We start from the raw sequence: 18810 nt of genomic DNA on the forward strand, positions 1-18810 counted from the left end.
GAGGATTATCTCAGCTTAGGGTCTACTATGGCAAGCCATGTGCGCTATTTATGCAAAGAATTGTATTTCAGTAATAATAAAGCCAGCAATCACTGCTGGCTTTAGTCGATACATAGCAAGTGCTTAGATCTTCTCACCGACTATTTTGGGGGTTACGAAAATAAGTAGCTCTTGACGCTCATTTTTGTCTGTTGTGTTCCTAAACAGGAAACCGACTAAGGGAATGTCGCCGAGAATAGGGACTTTACTCACACGGCTGATCAAGTTTTGCTGATAAATACCACCAAGGACTATGGTTTCACCGTTATCAACTAGCACTTGAGTGCCAATACGTTGAGTATCGATGGCGACAGCGGGACCCGTTGGTGTGTCAACCGTCTTGCCCTGAGAGTCTTGGGTGATTTCCAAATCTAAAATAACGCGGTTATCTGGTGTAATTTGTGGTGTAACTCGCAAGGACAACACGGCTTTCTTAAAAGTGACCGAGGTTGCACCGCTTGAAGTCGACTGCACATAAGGGATCTCCACACCCTGCTCAATATAAGCCGCCTTTTGGTTAGAGGTAGTAATACGAGGGCTGGCGATAATTTCACCTTTATTTTCTTGCTCTAACGCACTCAATTCCAAATCAAGAATAGTACCATCTGCCAACTTAGCAACGTGGAATGCGATACTTGTTGGATTGGTCACTGCCGCAGGCAAATTAACGTTCAAACGTTGGTCAGGAGTTGGAATGATGCCGTTGGCAATACTCTGAGCACCTTCTAATGTACCTGAGGTTCCCTTACTGCCCTGCTGATCCGTTACGCCCCAACGTATGCCTAAGTCTTCAGAGACATCATCTTTGACCGTTACCATACGTGACTCGATCAGTACTTGACGAATAGGGATATCGAGTACTTCGACTAAACGATGGATGTTCTCAATAGTTTCTGCCGTATCTTTCACAAGTACAGTGTTGGTACGTTCATCGACCGCGACTGAACCGCGTGGCGAGAGTAAACTAGAATCTGCGCTTTTAAGCAGCTCAGCAATATCGATCGCTTTGGCATAGTTAATTTGCAAGTACTCAGAATACAAAGGTGCTAACTCTTTAACTTCTTGCCTATTTTTGAGATTTTGGCTTTCACGAATAGCCAACTCTTCGCTCGGTGCCACCATTAAGATGTTGCCTTCGATACGTTTATCTAGGCCTTTGGTTTGTAGAATCAAATCTAATGCTTGGTCCCAGGGCACATCATCCAATCTCAAGGTGATGTTGCCTTCGACAGTATCACTCGTGACTAAGTTAAAATTGTTATAGTCAGCAATGATCTGCAAAACAGTACGTACAGGGATATTTTGAAAGTTAAGCGACAAAGTACGGCCATTGTATTTTTTAACATCTTTCTTGGCGGCAACTCTCTCAACTTTATTCATAGAGAGTCTAAAGAGATTATCCTCTTGCTTATAACTGAACTCATATTCCCCAGCAATATCAACTAAAATGCGCGTTGTTAGATCTTCTTTAAATGTCTCGAAGCTTTTTACTGGCGTTGAAAAATCTTTCACATCCATAACATAAAGCAGATCACTATTAATATCAGTGTTATATAACTTAACTTCGAGTTTAGCGCCCACTTGCTCAACGTTAACGGCAACAGAGCGGTTATTCAAATAGACCAATAACTCACCGCCACCATTTTCATTACGACGAAAATCGATATTTTTAATGCTATTAACGAAGGGATTTTCTGCCTGAGTCTGAGCGCCTGCAACCTCATCATTAATAGTGAGTCGATATGAGTTACCCATGACTGAACCTTGGTAAGGTTTCACTTTGGACATACCTAAGGTGACTTTAAGACGAGTATCTTGCTGCTCAGTCATCATGTCAGTTACACCGACTTGATTAATGGGTAAGCGATCCTTAGATAAACCAGAAATACTATTATCAAAGGTTAATACGAGCTCTGCAGGCGAGGCATTAGAGTCAATAACTGGCGGTGTTACCGCTTCTTCAAATACCAACTCTAGCTCTAACTGATGGTCAACCAAGGCATGGTACTTAACATCCATTAATCGGTTTGCAGCATAACTCGATGGCAAAATTCCAAATACCAATGCGATCCCAATAACAGACTTGATTAAGCCTGAAGAAATTAACGGGACTTTTATCGCGGCAGAAGATTTCATTATTCCCTCATCCTTCGCTCGTTATTCTCCAGAAAGTTCTAAATTGCTCGTCCTTTCGGACCAACACCCTGAACCATCTGGAATTAATTCTACTACTTCGACATTTTGTGAAGTAACTTTAGAAATGCGTCCATTAAACAGACCTAAATACTCACCAACGCCCATCCGATAAACACTGCCGTCATTTGTTTCAACTAACGCCCAAGTTGTATCGGCTTCACTTAAGGTGCCACGCATTTTTAAATTATCTAAAGGATAAGTTTCTAATCGTCCTTTTCGACGCTTTAAGTCCGGTTGTAAACAATCTTTGCTGGTATCAACAACTTCTTCCGTTAACTCACGCGAAGGTGGTACAAAAGGGCTACGCATTAACTCGGCTTGATAGGCAAAGTGCTCAAATCTTGGCGGCTCTTTCAAGGGCGGGATATGAGCAACATGTTGCGCTTTGGTTGTAGTAACAAATAGTTCTAAATCACTACGATCGCCAACACAACCCATTAAAAAAAGACTCAAGGCTAACAAAGGTAAGAATTTCATTATTTCTTCCCCTTATTAGCAGGTTTTTCAGGCGGTAATTCAGCCCCTTCTTTAAAGCGGTATGTCTTGGCTAAGATATCCATTGCTAAGTTGCCGGCTTCATCTCGCTTAATGGTGAAATCATGGAGGCTAACGATACGCGGCAGCTTAGCGACACCACTCACCATACTACCTAGCTGATGGTAATCTCCCGTCACAGACATTTTAATTGGAAACTCAATATAGAAATCCCGCTGAATTTCGGCCTCCCAATTCAAACTATTAATTTTGAGTCCTGCATCCGTTGCCACAAAAGTTAAATCGTCTAGCAAACCTGGCATTTCATTTTCAGAGGGCAGCATCTTCAGTAACTCTGCAAACTGTACTTCCATCGTCGCTAGCTGATCTCGGTAGAGTTTTAAATTTGCCGCAAGTTGATACTTATTCTTGAAATCATCTCTGAGCTGCACTTCTTTATCCTGCTCTGCGGTATAAATATCTACCGAATCGGAGACGACCAAGAAATATCCCGCAGCAAAAACACAGAGTGCTAAAAGGATCGCGAAAAAGGTTTTAACTTGATTTGGCCAACCACCAATATTTTCAAAGTCGATATCATTAAATTGACTTAGATCGAGTTTCATTTACTCGCTCCTTTTGTCATTTTCTGAGGCTCATCTAGACTCGCGCCTTTAATAGTGACTCTCAAACTAAAACGCTGTAATTGTCGTAACTCTTCATTTTGGGTCACGATCGATTGCATATTAGGATCGGTTAACCATTCGGAAGTTTTCACTTTTCGCATCATGTTGGCGACGTTATTGTTCGATTCACTACGCCCTTCAATCAGCAACAAACTGCCCTTTTTCTCTAGACTAGACAGATATATTCCTGGAGGTACAATTCGAACAAGCTCATCTAACACGTGAGTAGGTAAATTACGGGATTGCTGTAGATTAAGAATAATTTCTGTACGCCGCTCAATGTCTTTCTTACGTTCAGTAATTTTCTTGATCTCAGAAATTTGTGTTTCAAGCAGACTGATTTCCGATTGCAAATAAGCATTACGTGCTTTTTGCTCATCTGTCATAACATCTAATAAAGATACTGCGACATAGACTAAAATCGCCGACGCTAAAAATACTGCCGCTAAAATACCAATATAGTCGCGCTTTTGTTTTTCTCTCGCCTCTTCTCGCCAAGGGAGTAGGTTTATGTTCGCCATTGACCGTAACTCCTCAATGCTAAGCCACAAGCAACCATATATTTGCTGATTGTAGGTTGCAGTGCACTTTTAACCGACTCATCGGCATGCAAACACCCTTGAAAAGGATCGGCGATAATAGTGTGAACACCCAATTCATTCGTCAGTAAATTAGCCATACCTTCTAATTTAGATGTCCCACCGCATAATACGAGGTAGTCGACTTTATCTTTACCGCTGGAAGTGCAATAAATCTGCAGCGTACGTTTTATTTGTTGTAATAGCTGAGTTTGAAAAGGTGACAAAACTTCAAACATATAATTTCGTGGTAAGTCGCCTTCAATCTTTGCTTTCTCAGCTTGATCATAAGACATGCCATAGAAGGATAATATTGACTGAGTAAATTGCTCACCTCCGAAAGCTTGCTCACGAATAAAAGTCGTCTCACCCGATTCAACCACAGAGAAAGTCGTCATATTCGCGCCGATATCAACCATAGCGACGGCTTTATGTTTCGCTCCTTCTGGAAGCTGAGCCAGAATTAACTCGGCAGCTCGACCTAAAGCGTAACCTTCAACATCCACCACTTTAGCCTCAAGTTCCACGCTATCCAGCGCATCGACTCTGACATCAATATTATCAGTGCGGCATGCGCTCAACAACACATCAACTTTAGTAGGATCGGTACTGTTTACGTTTAGCGTTTCAAAATCTATGCTAACTTCATCGAGTGAATACGGAATAAGGTTATCGGCTTCAATTTCTATCTGTGCTTCCATTTCTTCCTCACTAAGGGAGGCATCCATGTAGATCACTTTCGTCATCACAGCAGAACCCGAAACAGAAACAGCGGCATATTTAACGGATTTAGGTAGGCTACGTTTTATTTGCTTAAGGCATTCAACAACGGCATCAGCATCACGAATATCATGATCGTTAACGGCCCCCTTCTTAATGGGTACCGCGGCATGACTCAATATTTTGTATCCGTCAGCAGTCTTACTCAACAAAATGGCCTTAACTTCATGGGAACCGATATCGATTCCCACCATCTGCGGAGCCTGACGCTTCCATAAATTTGAAAGCATATCCATTGTCACTTTTTATTTATATTTCAGTAAAAGAGATTAGCACAAAATCAACTTGTTATACTTACTTGTATCGAATGTTTCATCATTTTACAAATGCTATTTTGTGAGTCTCACGTTTTTACTTCACCAAGACGTGTGCGCCTTATATACTGTCGCACTTAACAGAACATTAGGATAAATTTTGGTGAAGTGGTTAAAACGTATTGTTATAGCACTATTCAGTCTAGCCCTTTTGGGCGTAGGCGCCATTGTGGCAGCATACTTTTATGTTTTGCCGGATTTACCGGATGTTTCAACACTAAAAAATGTGCAACTTCAAACACCTTTACGTATTTACAGTAGTGACGGCAAACTTATTTCTCAATTCGGTGAGAAACGTCGCATTCCACTAACGTTAGACGAAGTGCCAAAACCTCTGCTACAGGCGTTTATCGCAACCGAAGATGCCCGCTTTTATGAACATGGTGGTATAGACCCTGTTGGCGTGCTTCGCGCCGCATTAGTGATGTTGACCACTGGTGAGAAAAAGCAAGGTGCGAGTACGATTACCATGCAGGTCGCACGTAACTTCTTCTTAACCCGAGATAAGACTATTATTCGTAAAGTGAAGGAGATTTTTATCTCCTATCATATTGAAGAGTTACTCACCAAAGATGAAATTTTAGAGCTCTACGTAAACCGCATTTACTTAGGCCAACGGGCCTACGGTGTTGGGGCTGCTGCGCAAGTGTATTTCGGTAAAAACGTGCAGGAACTCAGCTTATCTGAACTGGCCGTTATTGCAGGCCTACCCAAGGCGCCCTCTACACTCAATCCAATCACGTCACCTTCGCGTGCATTGGCTCGCCGTAATGTCGTCCTCATGCGGATGAATGAAGTCGGCTACATCAGCCAAACCGAATACCAAACGGCACTACAAGAGCCATTGGTGGCCAGATATCATGGCGCTGAAATTGATCTGTATGCCCCTTACATTTCTGAAATGGCTCGGGATTACATGGTACAGAAGTACGGTGAAGAAGAGGCCTATACCAATGGCTACAACGTCTATACGACTATCTCATCGGATCTACAACTTAAAGCTCAACAGGCACTGCGTAATAACGTCTATGCCTATGATGAACGCCATGGCTACCGTGGTCCTGCTGCCGTGTTGTGGACGGACGAAAAACCTGAACCTGCTCAAATCAAAACTGAACTAGCCAAGATTGCTTCAGTACAAGAATTGCAACCCGCCGCAGTCATCAGCATTGCAGATCAGCAAGCCAGCATAATGACCGCCAAGGGCGAGACCAAAGTCATTACTTGGGATGGATTGAAGTGGGCACGTAAGTTTATTACTGATAAGCGTCAAGGCAGTGTACCGAAATCAGCTTCTGACATACTCAAGGTCGGCGAGCGTATTTGGATCCGTGATAACGGCCAATATTTGCAACTATCGCAAGTACCAGAAGTCGCCAGCGCAACAGTATCACTCGACCCCAAAAATGGTGCTATTCGCACTTTAGTTGGTGGTTATAGCTTTAGCCAAAGCCAATACAACCGAGTGACTCAAGCGAAACGTCAATTAGGTTCGAATATTAAACCTTTCATCTATGCCGCAGCATTAGAGAAAGGCTTTACCTTAGCGACCCTCATAGACAATGCGCCAATTAATAAACCTGATATCAGCCAAGGCACTGCATGGCGCCCTAAAAACTCACCCGATATCTATGGCGGCCCCACTCGTTTACGTGTGGGTTTAGCGCAATCTATTAACGTTATGTCTGTGCGTGCAATGCGACATGTCGGACTCGACGAAACCATTGCTCAACTTGTTGAATTTGGTTTTGATCCTAACGACTTACCTCGCAACGAATCGATTGCATTAGGTTCGTCTTCAGTCACGCCATTGCAAGTAGTTACTGCATTTAACGTATTTGCTAATGGTGGTTTCTTACTCGAACCTTTCTATATTGATCGCGTAGAAGATGCTTACGGCAATGTTATCGAAAAAGCGAACCCTACATTGGCCTGTAAGCCTAGCCAAAGTCTTAGCCAACCAGTTACACCGAGCGATCCTATGGCGTTCAGCGTAAGTGGAGACTCTAGTGCTGAACCTAGTGCCCCCGTTGCGCAGTGTTTCGAACAAACTGGTCGCTACGCTCCGCAAATTATTTCAGAGCAAACGGCATTCCTCATTACCGAAGCACTGAAGAGCGTGATCTGGGGCGGCGGCGATTGGAGTAAAGGCACGGGTTGGCAAGGTACGGCTTGGCGCGCGGCAAAATTGATTAAGCGCCATGATATTGCAGGTAAAACGGGTACTACCAACGAATCGCGCGACACTTGGTTCAGTGGTTTTAGCCCAGTCATCACTAGCACTTTCTGGGTCGGTTTCGACGATCACGGTCGCCAACTGGGTAGAACCGCATGGAATGCAAACGGCGAAAAAGATCAGATAACTGGCGCCGAAGCGGGTGCGAAAACAGCTGGTCCGGGCTGGAACGAGTTTATGAACAGTGTCTTACAAGGCACACCTGAAACAACCTCGATTCCACCAGAAGGCATAGTTTCGGTACGCATCGATTTAGCGACGGGTAAACTGACCCGTAAAACCGACTATACCAGTGCGTTCGAGTACTTTATTTCAGGTACAGAGCCGAAGGAATACATCAGCGAAACTCAGGATGAAAACAATTTATTCATCGATGCACCAACCGATGATTTATTCCAATAAACAAATGCTAAAAAGTCATTACCACTAATTGTGGCCCAATAAAAAACGCGACCTAATGTCGCGTTTTTTATTGGCTTGAATTGTGGATTTGAATAACTCGCTAACGTACTTTCTTGGCCGCAATCGCCTTCTGAATTTGTGGCAATGCAGTACCACCGAGCACGTCACGTTTCGCTAAACAAGCTTCAATAGTCAGGTTTGGATAGACATCATCTTCAATGATAGCGGCAAAAGTTTTTAATTCGGCCAAGGAGAAATCCTCGAGCGGAATTTGCTTCGCTATCGCAGCAACCACGACTTCACCCACAACATGGTGCGCCTCACGGAAAGGCATACCTTTAGACACGAGATAATCCGCAAGCTCAGTAGAATTTGCATAACCTTGCTGTGCGGCTAACAGTGCATTAGGACGATTGACCTTCAAACCTGACAACACTAACGCCACCATATCGAGGCAAATTGCCCAGCTATCGACCACATCAAACAGGCCTTCTTTATCTTCCTGCATATCTTTGTTGTACGCCAAAGGCAGCGCTTTCATCGTAGTGAGAATGCCCACTAAGCTGCCATAAACCCGGCCAGTTTTGCCACGGATAAGCTCTAATGCGTCTGGATTTTTCTTCTGTGGCATCAGGGATGAACCCGAAGTTACTTCATCACTCAGGGAAATAAAGTTCGCTTCACCTGAGTTAAAGAAAATCAAATCTTCAGCCATACGGCTTAAGTGCATCATGCTGATCGATGCGGTTGAACAAAGCTCTACCACGTGATCTCTGTCTGATACGCTATCTAAGCTATTCAGCGTTGGCGAGGCAAAATTAAGCGCAGCAGCCAGTGCATGTCGATCTATTTTATAAGCAGTGCCCGCAAGGGCGCCTGAACCTAATGGGCAAGTATTCGCGCGGGTTAACGCATCGGCTAAACGGCTGATATCCCGCTCAGTCATTTCCACATACGCTAAACACCAGTGGCCAAATGTCACAGGTTGCGCGCGCTGCAAGTGAGTATAGCCTGGCATTACCGCATCAAATTCACGTTCTGCCAACGCCAGTAATTCAGCATGTAAGCATTGAAGACGCGCGAGTAATGCTTTGCCTTCGGATTGACACCAAAGCTTTAAATCGGTGGCAACTTGATCGTTACGGCTACGACCAGTGTGCAATTTCTTACCGAGATCGCCCACTTTGGCAATCAAAGCCGACTCGACGAAACTGTGAATATCTTCGGCGCCCGAGGCGAGAATAATCGCCGGATCGCCCTGCACTTCCACCAGCAAGTCATTAAGCGCTTTTTTCAAGTCGCGGCATTCAGTTGCCGAGATAATTCCCACGCTGGCAATCGCATCCGCCCAAGCAATGGAGCCGACCACATCCTGTTCGAACAAGCGATAGTCCACAGGCAACGAATCGTTGAATAATTTGAATAGCGCGCTCGTTTCGCCCTGAAATCTTCCACCCCATAAAGCCATGCTAACTCCCCTTACTCACTGCTTATTTGAAATCGACTCATCTGAATCAAAAACTAAATCAAAACCTAAAAACAAAAAAGGGCGCTAGGCGCCCTTTTAAACGACCTATTACTTACCCTTAACGTCATTAGCGTTGAGTGCGCGGATGCGGCTCGCTAATGAGTACAGGCGGATAAAGCCTTCTGCATGTTTTTGATCGTACACTTGATCTTCACCGAAGGTGGCAAACGCTTCAGAGTACAAGCTGTTGGGTGAACGTTTCTTCACTGCGCTCGCTTGGCCTTTATAGAGTTTTACCACAACTTCACCGTTAACTGACTCAGCCAATGACTCAGATGCTGCCAACAGTGACTTACACAGTGGTGTGAACCAACGGCCGTCATACACTAAATGCGCCATTTGTGCGGCGACTTGCTCACGCCAGTTACGGCTAGTCTTGTCGAGTACAAGCTCTTCAATCGCACGTAGTGCTGCGAACATCACAGTGCCGCCGGGTGTTTCATAACAGCCACGAGACTTCATGCCGACTAAACGGTTTTCAGTGATGTCGATACGACCCACACCGTGTGGCGCAGCAATCGCGTTTAATGTCATCAGTGCAGCATAAGGCGTTAGGGCTTCACCATTCACTTTAGTAATACGGCCATGTTCTACTTCTAGCGACACATATTCAGGCTTGTTCGGTGCATCTTCAGGATCGGCAGTCAGTGTCCATACGCCTTTGCTTGGCTCGTTCCATGGATCTTCTAACTCACCACCTTCATGGGAAATATGGAAAGCGTTGGCATCACGGCTATAGATTTTAGTCGCTGACGCTGACGTCTTGATGTCACGTTCAGCTAAATAGGCCAGCAGATCTTCACGGCTCTGCATAGTCCATTCACGCCATGGTGCAATCACTTTTAAATCAGGTGCTAATGCGGCGAAGCAACCTTCGAAACGCACTTGGTCGTTACCTTTGCCGGTACAACCGTGACACAGAGCATCGGCGCCCACTTTACGAGCCACTTCAACCTGCGCTTTGGCAATAATAGGACGCGCCATTGACGTACCGAGTAAATAAGTGCCTTCGTAAATCGCACCGCTCGCAATCGTTGGGTAGATATAGTCTTTAACGAATTCTTCTTTTAGATCGACGATATGACATTCAGAAGCACCTGAAGCTAAAGCTTTTTCAGTCAAGCCAACCAGCTCTTCTTCGCCTTGGCCAACGTCGGCGCAGAATGCGATGATTTCACAGTTATCGTAGTTTTCTTTTAACCAAGGAATAATGGCCGAGGTATCTAGACCACCTGAATAGGCTAAAACCACTTTTTTCACGCCAGTATTTTTTATCTCGATAGACATCTTAAATTCCTATGACTCGTTTCTCTCAAGGAGAAAACAGGCTGCTAAACAGGGTTAATTTAACTAAATAAGGTTACCAGTACCGCATTTTGGGCATGCATCCGATTTTCGGCTTGTTGCAGAATTAAGGATCCTGCACCGTCCATCACTTCATCTGTTACTTCTACACCACGGTGGGCGGGCAAACAATGCATAAAGAAGTTAGCGCCCGCTTTCGCCATCAAAGCTTTGTTTACTTGGTATGGTGCAAACTTCGCTTTGATATCAGACAAAGGCGTTGGATCGCCCATTGAAATCCAAGTATCAGTATAAATAGCGTCGTGACCTTCAATCGCATCGATATCTGAAGTCAGCACTATCTTGCCGCCATATCGTTTGGCGAGCTCTTGCACTTCTGCCACTACGTAGCCATCAGGAAAGTGACCCGCCGGGCAGATCACTGTCATGGTGGCACCGAGAATAGCCGCACAGTACATCAGCGAGTTAGTGACATTATTACCATCACCAACATAAGCTAATTTAGCTTTACTGACATCCTCAAACTGCTCTGCCAGAGTTAAAAAGTCAGCTAAGGCTTGGCAAGGATGATAAAGATCCGACAGCGCATTGATCACGGGCACTGAGCCGAACTCGGCTAATTGTTCGATAGTGGTGTGTGAATAGGTTCTCGCCACAATTGCGTCGGCCCAACATGACAGGTTAGAAGCAAAGTCAGCAACCGATTCCCGTTTTCCCAGTTCACCATTTTGCTGGTCTAGGTATAAACAGTGGCCCCCGAGCTTATTAATACCGATATCAAAGCTAACGCGTGTTCTGAGTGAGGGCTTTTCAAATAACATCACCACACTCTTGCCATCCAGCGCATGACGATACTCAGCCGGATTGGCTTTAATCGTTTTTGCCAAGGCAATTAGATCCTGTAACTGCTGCTGGGTTAAGTCTTTTATCGATAGTAAATGCTTCATAACCTACTCCACTTATGGTTGGATTTGTGTTCCTACGGCTTCACCTTTTGCTAATGCGATTAATTGGCTTGCATCACGCCACGAGGCAACTTGTACCGCCTGCCCCATCCACTGTGCGACTTCGAGCGCAGCTTCAACTTTGACCTTCATTCCTTTTTCGATCACACCTTGCTTAACAAGGTCTGCTATCTGCTTGCCATTTAAACTGTGGATGAGCTGGCCTTTACCATCGAGCACCCCAGAAACATCCGACAGTAGCACTAACTTGCCGCCCACTAATTTGGCTAATGCCGTTGCCGCTTGGTCTGCATTGACATTAAGCATTTGTCCATCGTCCATCATGGCGATGGAGCTACAAATCGGCATCCAACCTTGGGCGAGGATAAACTTAAGATAAGTGCCATCATTTGGCGTGACTTCGCCCACTAAGCCTAAACGCTCATCTTTAATCTTAGCCGAAACAGTATTGCCATCGGCAAGGCTCATGCCCACACTCACAATGCCAGCCTTAGTCGCTGCGCCTTGAAGAATTTTGTTCGAAGTGCCCGCAAGTGCGCCGGCAATAATCGGCATTTGCTCAGGCGGAGTCACACGTAAACCTTCTAACTTGACGGTTTCCATACCGTTTGCTGCTAACTGCTCATCCACCAGACAGCCGCCGCCATGTACCATCAACACTTGCTGACCATTGGCTAACATAGCCGCAGCCGTATTCATCAATCGCGCCATCCCCATTTCACATTGCAGCAGTGCGCCGCCCACTTTAAGCACTAATACTGAGTTGTTTGTAGACATCTTGACGACTCTCTTAAATAAGGATGAACAATTAAAGGTTAAAATGAATCTTTATGCATTGCAGCGCTTGGCTGGCAGCACCTTTCATCAAGTTATCGATGGCACTGGCCACTACTAAGTAACCGCTATTCTCATCAAACTTCCAACCTAAGTGACAGTTAGGTGTCAGCACCACATCGTCTACTTTCGGGAACTGATTGTGCTTCACGGTGACCAATGGCGCCTTGTCATACACGCTATAGGCCGCGGCCACATCGGCAGTCGTAGTGCCTGGTTTTAGCTGCACAGTAATGGTCGCTAAAATGCCACGCTTAAAGTTACCAAGGTGCGGTGTAAATATCACTTCTTGGCCAAGCTGAGTGGCGATCTCGGGTTGATGTCTGTGGCCTAATACGCCGTAAGGTGTCAGGCTCACTTCACAAAAACTGGTGTGTAACTGCGCTTTACGGCCCGCCCCTGTTACGCCGCTCACGGCATTGATTACCGGATAAGCCGATGTCAGTAAACTCGCTAGCGGTTTTAACGCTGTCAATGATGCGGTCGGGTAACAACCTGGCACGGCAATCATCTTAGTCGCAGCGATTTCTTTAGCATTCCATTCGGCAAGACCATACACGGCTTTGGCTAAAACTTCAGGATATTCATGCTCAAAGCCATACCACTTCGGATATTGCGCCACATCACTGAAACGATAGGCACCGCTTAAATCGAATACCGCTAACCCTTGGCTATAAAACCAAGCCGCTAAATGCAGGCTCACCGAGTGCTCAGTCGCTAACACCACGGCATCCGCTTCGACAACGATTTTTGCCTTAGCTTCATCGGACAATGGCGACAGCGTTAATGCGATATGGCTATAGCTAGGATACAAATCCGCTAAAGGCTTACCTTTATCTAAACTGTTTTCAGAAACATACAACCCCTGAATCGTCAGTTCTGCTTCTGCATGGATTAAAGCGGTCAGTTGCGCGCCTGTGTAACCACTGGCACCAATAATGGCGATATTTTTCATGTTTTTTGTCTTATTAACCGAATCAAAGAAACTTAAAGAGTAGATGAATAGCTTACACGCAACCGCGCATATCTATGATGACAAGACTATCGTCGCAGGAAATCGTAATAGGTTGTTATTTTATTCACTGTCAGGCTAATACTGCGCATCATGATATTCACTCTACAGGTCACAGGGGGTGACTCATCTCAACTGATGGCTAGACTACCACAAAGATCTACTTATGCAATATATGTGAATATATATTTTTAATTTATTTTCGTATTTCAAGCTCAAACTGGGATATCGAAGACACGCCTCCCATTCAGCTAACTCGTTAATAACTCAGTTATCCAGGGTCAATATGAGTTAAATCAGTCCTTTTCATTAACAGCTAAGATACATGTCTGCAAAGCATAAAATGATGCACTTCATATTCACTTGCACTAATCATCAAAAAATATTGCGTGACTTCGCATTTCTATTGAATATTCTTCATCAAATACCGTGATTGGTTGCATATCGGATAAGCCAGTCGTATAAGTTATAAGTTCTGCTGTTGACCATAGCCCCAAGTGATAGGTATTGTGCTAACGGGCTAAATGCACAGCGGAATTTTCATGTTTTTCTATTCGGAGTAACTATGTCAGTAACCATGGCAGACAATATGACAGATATGTATGCGTCATTAAGATCGAACGTGAGTATGTTAGGCCAAATCCTTGGCGATACTATGCGTACCCATCTTGGGGACTCTTTTCTTGAGAAGGTTGAACAGATCCGTAAGCTTGCCAAAGACTCACGCCGAGGCGACCAAGCCGCCAGAGAGCAAATGCTCGAGTTACTGACAGCTTTGCCAGACGAAGAATTAGTCCCTTTTGCAAAAGCTTTTAACCAATTTCTTAACTTAGCTAACTTATCTGAGCAATTTCATACTATCAGTCGTAATTGCGACGAACTTGTCTGCGTGCCAGACCCAGTGGAACAACTCCTAGGACGCATGCTCAATGGTCGTGTCGACCAAGCTAAAATGCTCGACTGTCTAAAAACACTGGATATCGATCTGGTGCTAACAGCGCACCCCACTGAAATTTCCCGTCGCACCCTGATCCAAAAATACGCCGCCATTGTCGACTGCTTAACAGAGCAAGAAAACGACCAACTGTCGGATAGAGAACGTCAACAGATCAATCTGCGCCTGCGTCAATTAATCGCGCAAATATGGCACACCAATGAGATCCGCCGCGAGCGCCCCACCCCAGTGGATGAAGCCCGCTGGGGATTATCCACCATTGAAGAGTCACTCTGGCATGCGGTGCCTGACTTCTTAAGACAACTTAACGATCGGGTGCAGCAACGCACAGGGCAGCAATTACCGATTGATATAGCGCCAGTGCGCTTTTCAAGCTGGATGGGCGGCGATCGCGATGGCAACCCGTTTGTTACCGCAAAAGTCACCCAAGAGGTGCTCGACCGTAACCGCCATGCTGCCGCCAGATTATTCTTAAAAGATATCGTGCTGCTGGTCGGCGAACTGTCGATGGAAGAAGCCAATGATGAGTTAAAGGCTTATACCAATAACAGCTGCGAACCTTACCGCCACGTGTTGCGCTCCATTCGTCAAAGACTGCGCGATACCATAGATTATTTAAATGCGCGCATCGAAGGCAACAATCCTGAAGTCGATAAGTCGAGCCTGATTTGGCAAGAAAGCGATCTCAAAGCGCCGTTAGAAATGCTTTATAAGAGTTTGACCGACTGCGGTATGCGCTTAATCGCCAACGGTTTATTGCTTGATATTCTCCGTCGCCTCGCCTGTTTTGGCATTCACATGCTCAGACTCGACATTCGCCAAGACGCCAGCCGTCACAGCGATGTGCTCGCCGAATTAACTCGCTATCTCGGCATGGGTGATTTCAACCATTGGGATGAAACCGAGAAACAAGCTTTCCTATTACGCGAACTCAGCAACCGTCGTCCACTGATCCCAGGTAACTGGCAACCCTCAGCCGATGTGGCCGAAGTGCTTAATACCTGTCGTTTGATTGCTAAACATCCGGCTAAAGCACTTGGATCCTATGTGATTTCGATGGCGGGTAAGCCATCGGATGTCTTAACGGTTTTACTCTTGCTCAAAGAAACGGGCTGTTCGCACCCAATGCGCGTGGTACCGCTATTTGAAACCTTAAGCGACTTAAACAACGCCGCGGCCTGTATTACCGATTTGCTCGATATCGACTGGTATCGTGGCTATACCAAAGGCATGCAAGAGGTCATGATTGGTTACTCTGACTCTGCCAAAGATGCCGGAGTCATGGCGGCGGCTTGGGCTCAGTATCACGCTCAAGAGCAGTTAGTGGCCGTCTGTAAACAAGCGGGCGTCAAGCTCACACTATTCCATGGCCGTGGCGGCAGCATTGGTCGCGGGGGCGGTCCAGCACACAAAGCGATTCTATCCCAACCTCCTGGGTCGGTAGATGGCCGTATTCGTGTCACTGAGCAGGGCGAAATGATCCGCTTCAAGTTTGGCTTGCCAAAACTCGCGGTTCAAAGCTTAGCCTTGTATACCTCTGCCGTATTGGAAGCAACCCTACTACCACCGCCAGAGCCTAAACAAGAATGGCGCAATTGCATGCAACGTATCGCTGAAGAATCAGTGGGTGCATACCGTGGCATAGTGCGTGATGAACCTGATTTTGTGGCTTATTTCCGCGCGGCAACGCCAGAAGTGGAATTAGGAAAACTGCCACTCGGCAGCCGCCCAGCTAAACGTCGTGTCGATGGCGGGATTGAAAGCCTACGGGCAATTCCGTGGATTTTTGCTTGGTCGCAAAACCGCTTGATGTTACCTGCATGGCTTGGCGCCGGTGAAGCACTTCAAGCCGCCTGTGAACGCGGTGAAATGGGCTTACTGCAAGAGATGGAACGGGAATGGCCTTTCTTCAGCACTCGCATTTCAATGCTGGAAATGGTCTACGCCAAGGCGGAACCTAATTTAGCACGCTACTACGAAACCTGTTTAGTACCGAAAGACTTGCATCACTTAGGCGAAACCTTGCGCCAACGCTTGGATCTGGGTATTAAAGTCGTGCTTGAACTGACAAAATCAGATAGTTTAATGGCGCATACACCGTGGAATCGCGAATCAGTTAAACTGCGAAATCCGTATATCGATCCATTAAACTTCTTACAAACCGAGCTATTAGCGCGGACACGTAAGGAAACAACCGAAACTCCTGCGTCTGAACATGTACAGTTAGCGCTAATGCTGACCATTGCAGGTGTGGCAGCGGGTATGAGAAACACTGGTTAATGAAAAAACTTTCCCGCACGATTTGCTTGGGACTGACTGTACTGCTTGGCGGCTGCGTCTCGCAGTACAGTATCAGCGAGCACGAAATGGAGCAGTACCTCAGTAAAGAGATCCATTTTGAGATTAAACAAGGCAATCAATTAGTTGGCGCAGAAGTGCGCATTAACGACATCAGTGTCAAGCTAGGTGTAAAACCTGACACTATGAGTGTAAGTGCCGCAACTCAAGTATCAATTAAGAATCCGATCTTTCCATTGAGTGCCAAACTCACTACGACTTTCGAAGCTAAGCCTTGGTATGACAGCGCAACGCACAGTGTCTATCTGCGTCAGCTCGAATTAGTCAAAGTGGAATCAACGCCCAAGGATATTGAAAAAGCGATTAGCAGTGCCACACCTCAGGTGATGAGTTATCTAAGGCAATTCTTAGAAAGCCAGCCAGTCTATGTGCTGGATACCAAGGACAGTAACCAAGCATTAATGGCAAAAATGACCGAAAGCATTCAAGTTGCCCCAGGCAAATTAGTGCTTAAGTTCACTAAATAATCTGCCATTTTTGTATCTCTGTAGAAGTTAAAATGCTCCCTCGGGAGCATTTTTGTTGGCGGGCATAAACGGATATATACCCGTATAAGAGTTACTTACTGAATCGCCCAATAGACTGATAATCGACGATCACAGCTTCAGCTAAAAGCTCACGTCTTAGCATATCGTAAGCCACAGCAGCACTTAAACTGCGTACCAGATCCCGTGAACGTCTCGGTAGTTTAATCATCTGACTATAAACACCGCCGCGAGTTGCTAAAGCGATCGCCACAGTTCCCACAGGTTTCTCATCTGTGCCACCATCGGGCCCCGCAATTCCACTGGTTGCCAGCGCATAATCACTGTCTAAAATTTGCCTTGCCCCCTTAGCCATTTCTTCCACAGTTGCAATGGAGACTGCACCATGATCATCTAAGGTTGAAGGATTAACACCTAACACACGCACTTTAGATTCATTACTGTAAGTCACTAATCCGTGCTGTAAGTAAGATGAACTGCCTGGGAAATCAACTAACTGGCTAGTGATCATGCCGCCAGTGCAAGACTCGGCAACGCTTAAGGTCAAGCCTGAGTTAAGTAGCTTATAATGAATTTCTTCGGCAAGAGTGGCTTTATCTTCCGCGACAACCGCAGTACCCAGCACCATTTTGATGTGCCCAGCGACGCGAGGTAATACTGCAATCGCTTTATCGCCACGGGCGAAAATCTTAATCTCAATATGCGGCATAGAAGAGCGGTAACCAATAGTAATGTCTTCTGGCAGCTCTAGCGGTTCTAACTTATCTGCCAAAGCGGACTCACCTTGACCTATGGTCAATAGTTTCTTTAATGCGACCTTAGCATCAAGGTTAAACTCTTCGCGAATAAAGGGCACAAACTGCTCTGTAACCATGTGCTTCAGCTCAAAAGGCACACCAGGCGTAAAGAATAACCAAGCGCGGTTAAGCTTAACTCTAAAACCACAAGCGGTTCCCACTGGGTTATCAACCATCACAGCTGAGGCTGGTAGCATAGCTTGCTTGAGATTACTTAAAGGCATTTCACGGTTATTACGGGTAAACCACTCCTCTAAACGCTCACGCCACTCCGCATTCTCAACCAATGGTTCGCCCTTTGCCTTAGCCATCGCTAAAGCAGACATATCATCACTCGTCGGCCCGAGACCACCATTAACGAGAATCACATCGGCATGTAGGCTACGTTCTTGGAAAACCGCAATCAGATCCTCAAGACGATCGCCGACGGTCACTCGACGCTGGATCTCGACACCATGCTCCATCATAGTACTGGCAAACCAAGCGGCGTTGGTATCAACAATCTGTCCCGCCAACACTTCTTCCCCAGTGCAAATCATCTCTAACTTCATCTCAGATCCTTATCTACCCCAATAAATTAAAACATAAGGTAAGTAACCGCTTAACTAATAGCAATAGCTAGGCTCGATCGAGAACTAAGATCGCTGTAGCAAAATCGGAGCATTGACAAAATAACCGTACAAATAACCAACAACCATTACTTATTATTGATGTCATGAAGAGTGAAAGAGAGTGTTAGGGAGAGAAAAATAGGAGGGAAACTGACTAATTAAATAGACACTAGGCTGTATTTAACAAATTGCGGACGCAAAAAAGCCAGCTTATTCAGCTGGCTTCGTTACATCTCAATGAGATAATTAGGCGCT

Annotated in this window: 14 protein-coding genes; 3 read left to right on the forward strand and 11 right to left on the reverse strand. The window is 45.6% G+C overall.

The genetic code is table 11. The features are described from left to right. Positions 1–123: 123 nt before the first annotated feature. The 5 genes from HGO26_RS14735 to HGO26_RS14755 are packed head-to-tail and all read right to left on the reverse strand — an operon-like array spanning position 124 to position 4983. Positions 124–2175, reverse strand: a complete 2052-nt coding sequence (locus tag HGO26_RS14735) for a type IV pilus secretin PilQ (RefSeq protein ID WP_113941458.1) — start codon at positions 2173–2175, stop codon at positions 124–126. Between the two features lie 21 nt (positions 2176–2196). Continuing rightward, the gene (locus tag HGO26_RS14740; RefSeq protein WP_105250537.1) at positions 2197–2712 is read right to left on the reverse strand and encodes a pilus assembly protein PilP; all 516 of its coding nucleotides are present in this window, start codon (positions 2710–2712) and stop codon (positions 2197–2199) included. After that, positions 2712–3335, reverse strand: a complete 624-nt coding sequence (locus tag HGO26_RS14745) for a type IV pilus inner membrane component PilO (protein WP_105250538.1) — start codon at positions 3333–3335, stop codon at positions 2712–2714. The genes HGO26_RS14740 and HGO26_RS14745 overlap by 1 nt, the downstream gene beginning before the upstream one ends. Beyond that, positions 3332–3916, reverse strand: a complete 585-nt coding sequence (locus HGO26_RS14750) for a PilN domain-containing protein (protein ID WP_168826061.1) — start codon at positions 3914–3916, stop codon at positions 3332–3334. The genes HGO26_RS14745 and HGO26_RS14750 overlap by 4 nt, the downstream gene beginning before the upstream one ends. After that, positions 3904–4983: a pilus assembly protein PilM gene (locus HGO26_RS14755; RefSeq protein ID WP_105253014.1), complete on the reverse strand. Its 1080-nt coding sequence runs from the start codon at positions 4981–4983 to the stop codon at positions 3904–3906. The genes HGO26_RS14750 and HGO26_RS14755 overlap by 13 nt, the downstream gene beginning before the upstream one ends. Positions 4984–5170: 187 nt before the next feature. On the opposite strand from HGO26_RS14755, the gene HGO26_RS14760 reads away from it, so the two are divergent. Continuing rightward, positions 5171–7705: a PBP1A family penicillin-binding protein gene (locus HGO26_RS14760; protein ID WP_168826063.1), complete on the forward strand. Its 2535-nt coding sequence runs from the start codon at positions 5171–5173 to the stop codon at positions 7703–7705. A 100-nt stretch (positions 7706–7805) separates the two neighbouring features. Here HGO26_RS14760 and argH read toward each other — a convergent pair whose 3' ends face one another. From argH to argC, 5 genes are all read right to left on the reverse strand, one after another. Beyond that, entirely contained in the window at positions 7806–9173 is a 1368-nt protein-coding gene (gene argH, locus HGO26_RS14765) for an argininosuccinate lyase (RefSeq protein ID WP_168826065.1), read from the reverse strand. 108 nt (positions 9174–9281) lie between these two features. After that, positions 9282–10520, reverse strand: a complete 1239-nt coding sequence (locus HGO26_RS14770) for an argininosuccinate synthase (RefSeq protein WP_168826067.1) — start codon at positions 10518–10520, stop codon at positions 9282–9284. A 59-nt stretch (positions 10521–10579) separates the two neighbouring features. Next, a complete protein-coding gene (locus HGO26_RS14775) occupies positions 10580–11485 on the reverse strand; it encodes an ornithine carbamoyltransferase (protein ID WP_105250543.1) in 906 nt (301 codons plus the stop codon). Between the two features lie 12 nt (positions 11486–11497). Continuing rightward, the gene (argB, locus tag HGO26_RS14780) at positions 11498–12280 is read right to left on the reverse strand and encodes an acetylglutamate kinase (RefSeq protein WP_168826069.1); all 783 of its coding nucleotides are present in this window, start codon (positions 12278–12280) and stop codon (positions 11498–11500) included. Between the two features lie 31 nt (positions 12281–12311). Continuing rightward, positions 12312–13292: an N-acetyl-gamma-glutamyl-phosphate reductase gene (gene argC, locus HGO26_RS14785; RefSeq protein WP_168826071.1), complete on the reverse strand. Its 981-nt coding sequence runs from the start codon at positions 13290–13292 to the stop codon at positions 12312–12314. A 622-nt stretch (positions 13293–13914) separates the two neighbouring features. Between argC and ppc the strand changes: the two genes are divergently transcribed. Both ppc and HGO26_RS14795 read left to right on the forward strand, forming a co-directional pair. After that, positions 13915–16584 carry a phosphoenolpyruvate carboxylase gene (gene ppc, locus HGO26_RS14790; protein ID WP_168826073.1) on the forward strand — a complete coding sequence of 890 codons (2670 nt, stop codon included), beginning with the start codon at positions 13915–13917 and terminating at the stop codon, positions 16582–16584. Continuing rightward, positions 16584–17129 (forward strand): YceB family lipoprotein, encoded by a 546-nt coding sequence (locus HGO26_RS14795; protein ID WP_168826075.1) that lies wholly within the window; start codon positions 16584–16586, stop codon positions 17127–17129. The genes ppc and HGO26_RS14795 overlap by 1 nt, the downstream gene beginning before the upstream one ends. Positions 17130–17220: 91 nt before the next feature. Here HGO26_RS14795 and HGO26_RS14800 read toward each other — a convergent pair whose 3' ends face one another. After that, positions 17221–18495 carry a CinA family nicotinamide mononucleotide deamidase-related protein gene (locus HGO26_RS14800; protein ID WP_168826077.1) on the reverse strand — a complete coding sequence of 425 codons (1275 nt, stop codon included), beginning with the start codon at positions 18493–18495 and terminating at the stop codon, positions 17221–17223. Positions 18496–18810 lie beyond the last annotated feature (315 nt).

This window comes from Shewanella oncorhynchi (assembly GCF_012584455.1).
GTDB lineage: Bacteria > Pseudomonadota > Gammaproteobacteria > Enterobacterales > Shewanellaceae > Shewanella > Shewanella oncorhynchi.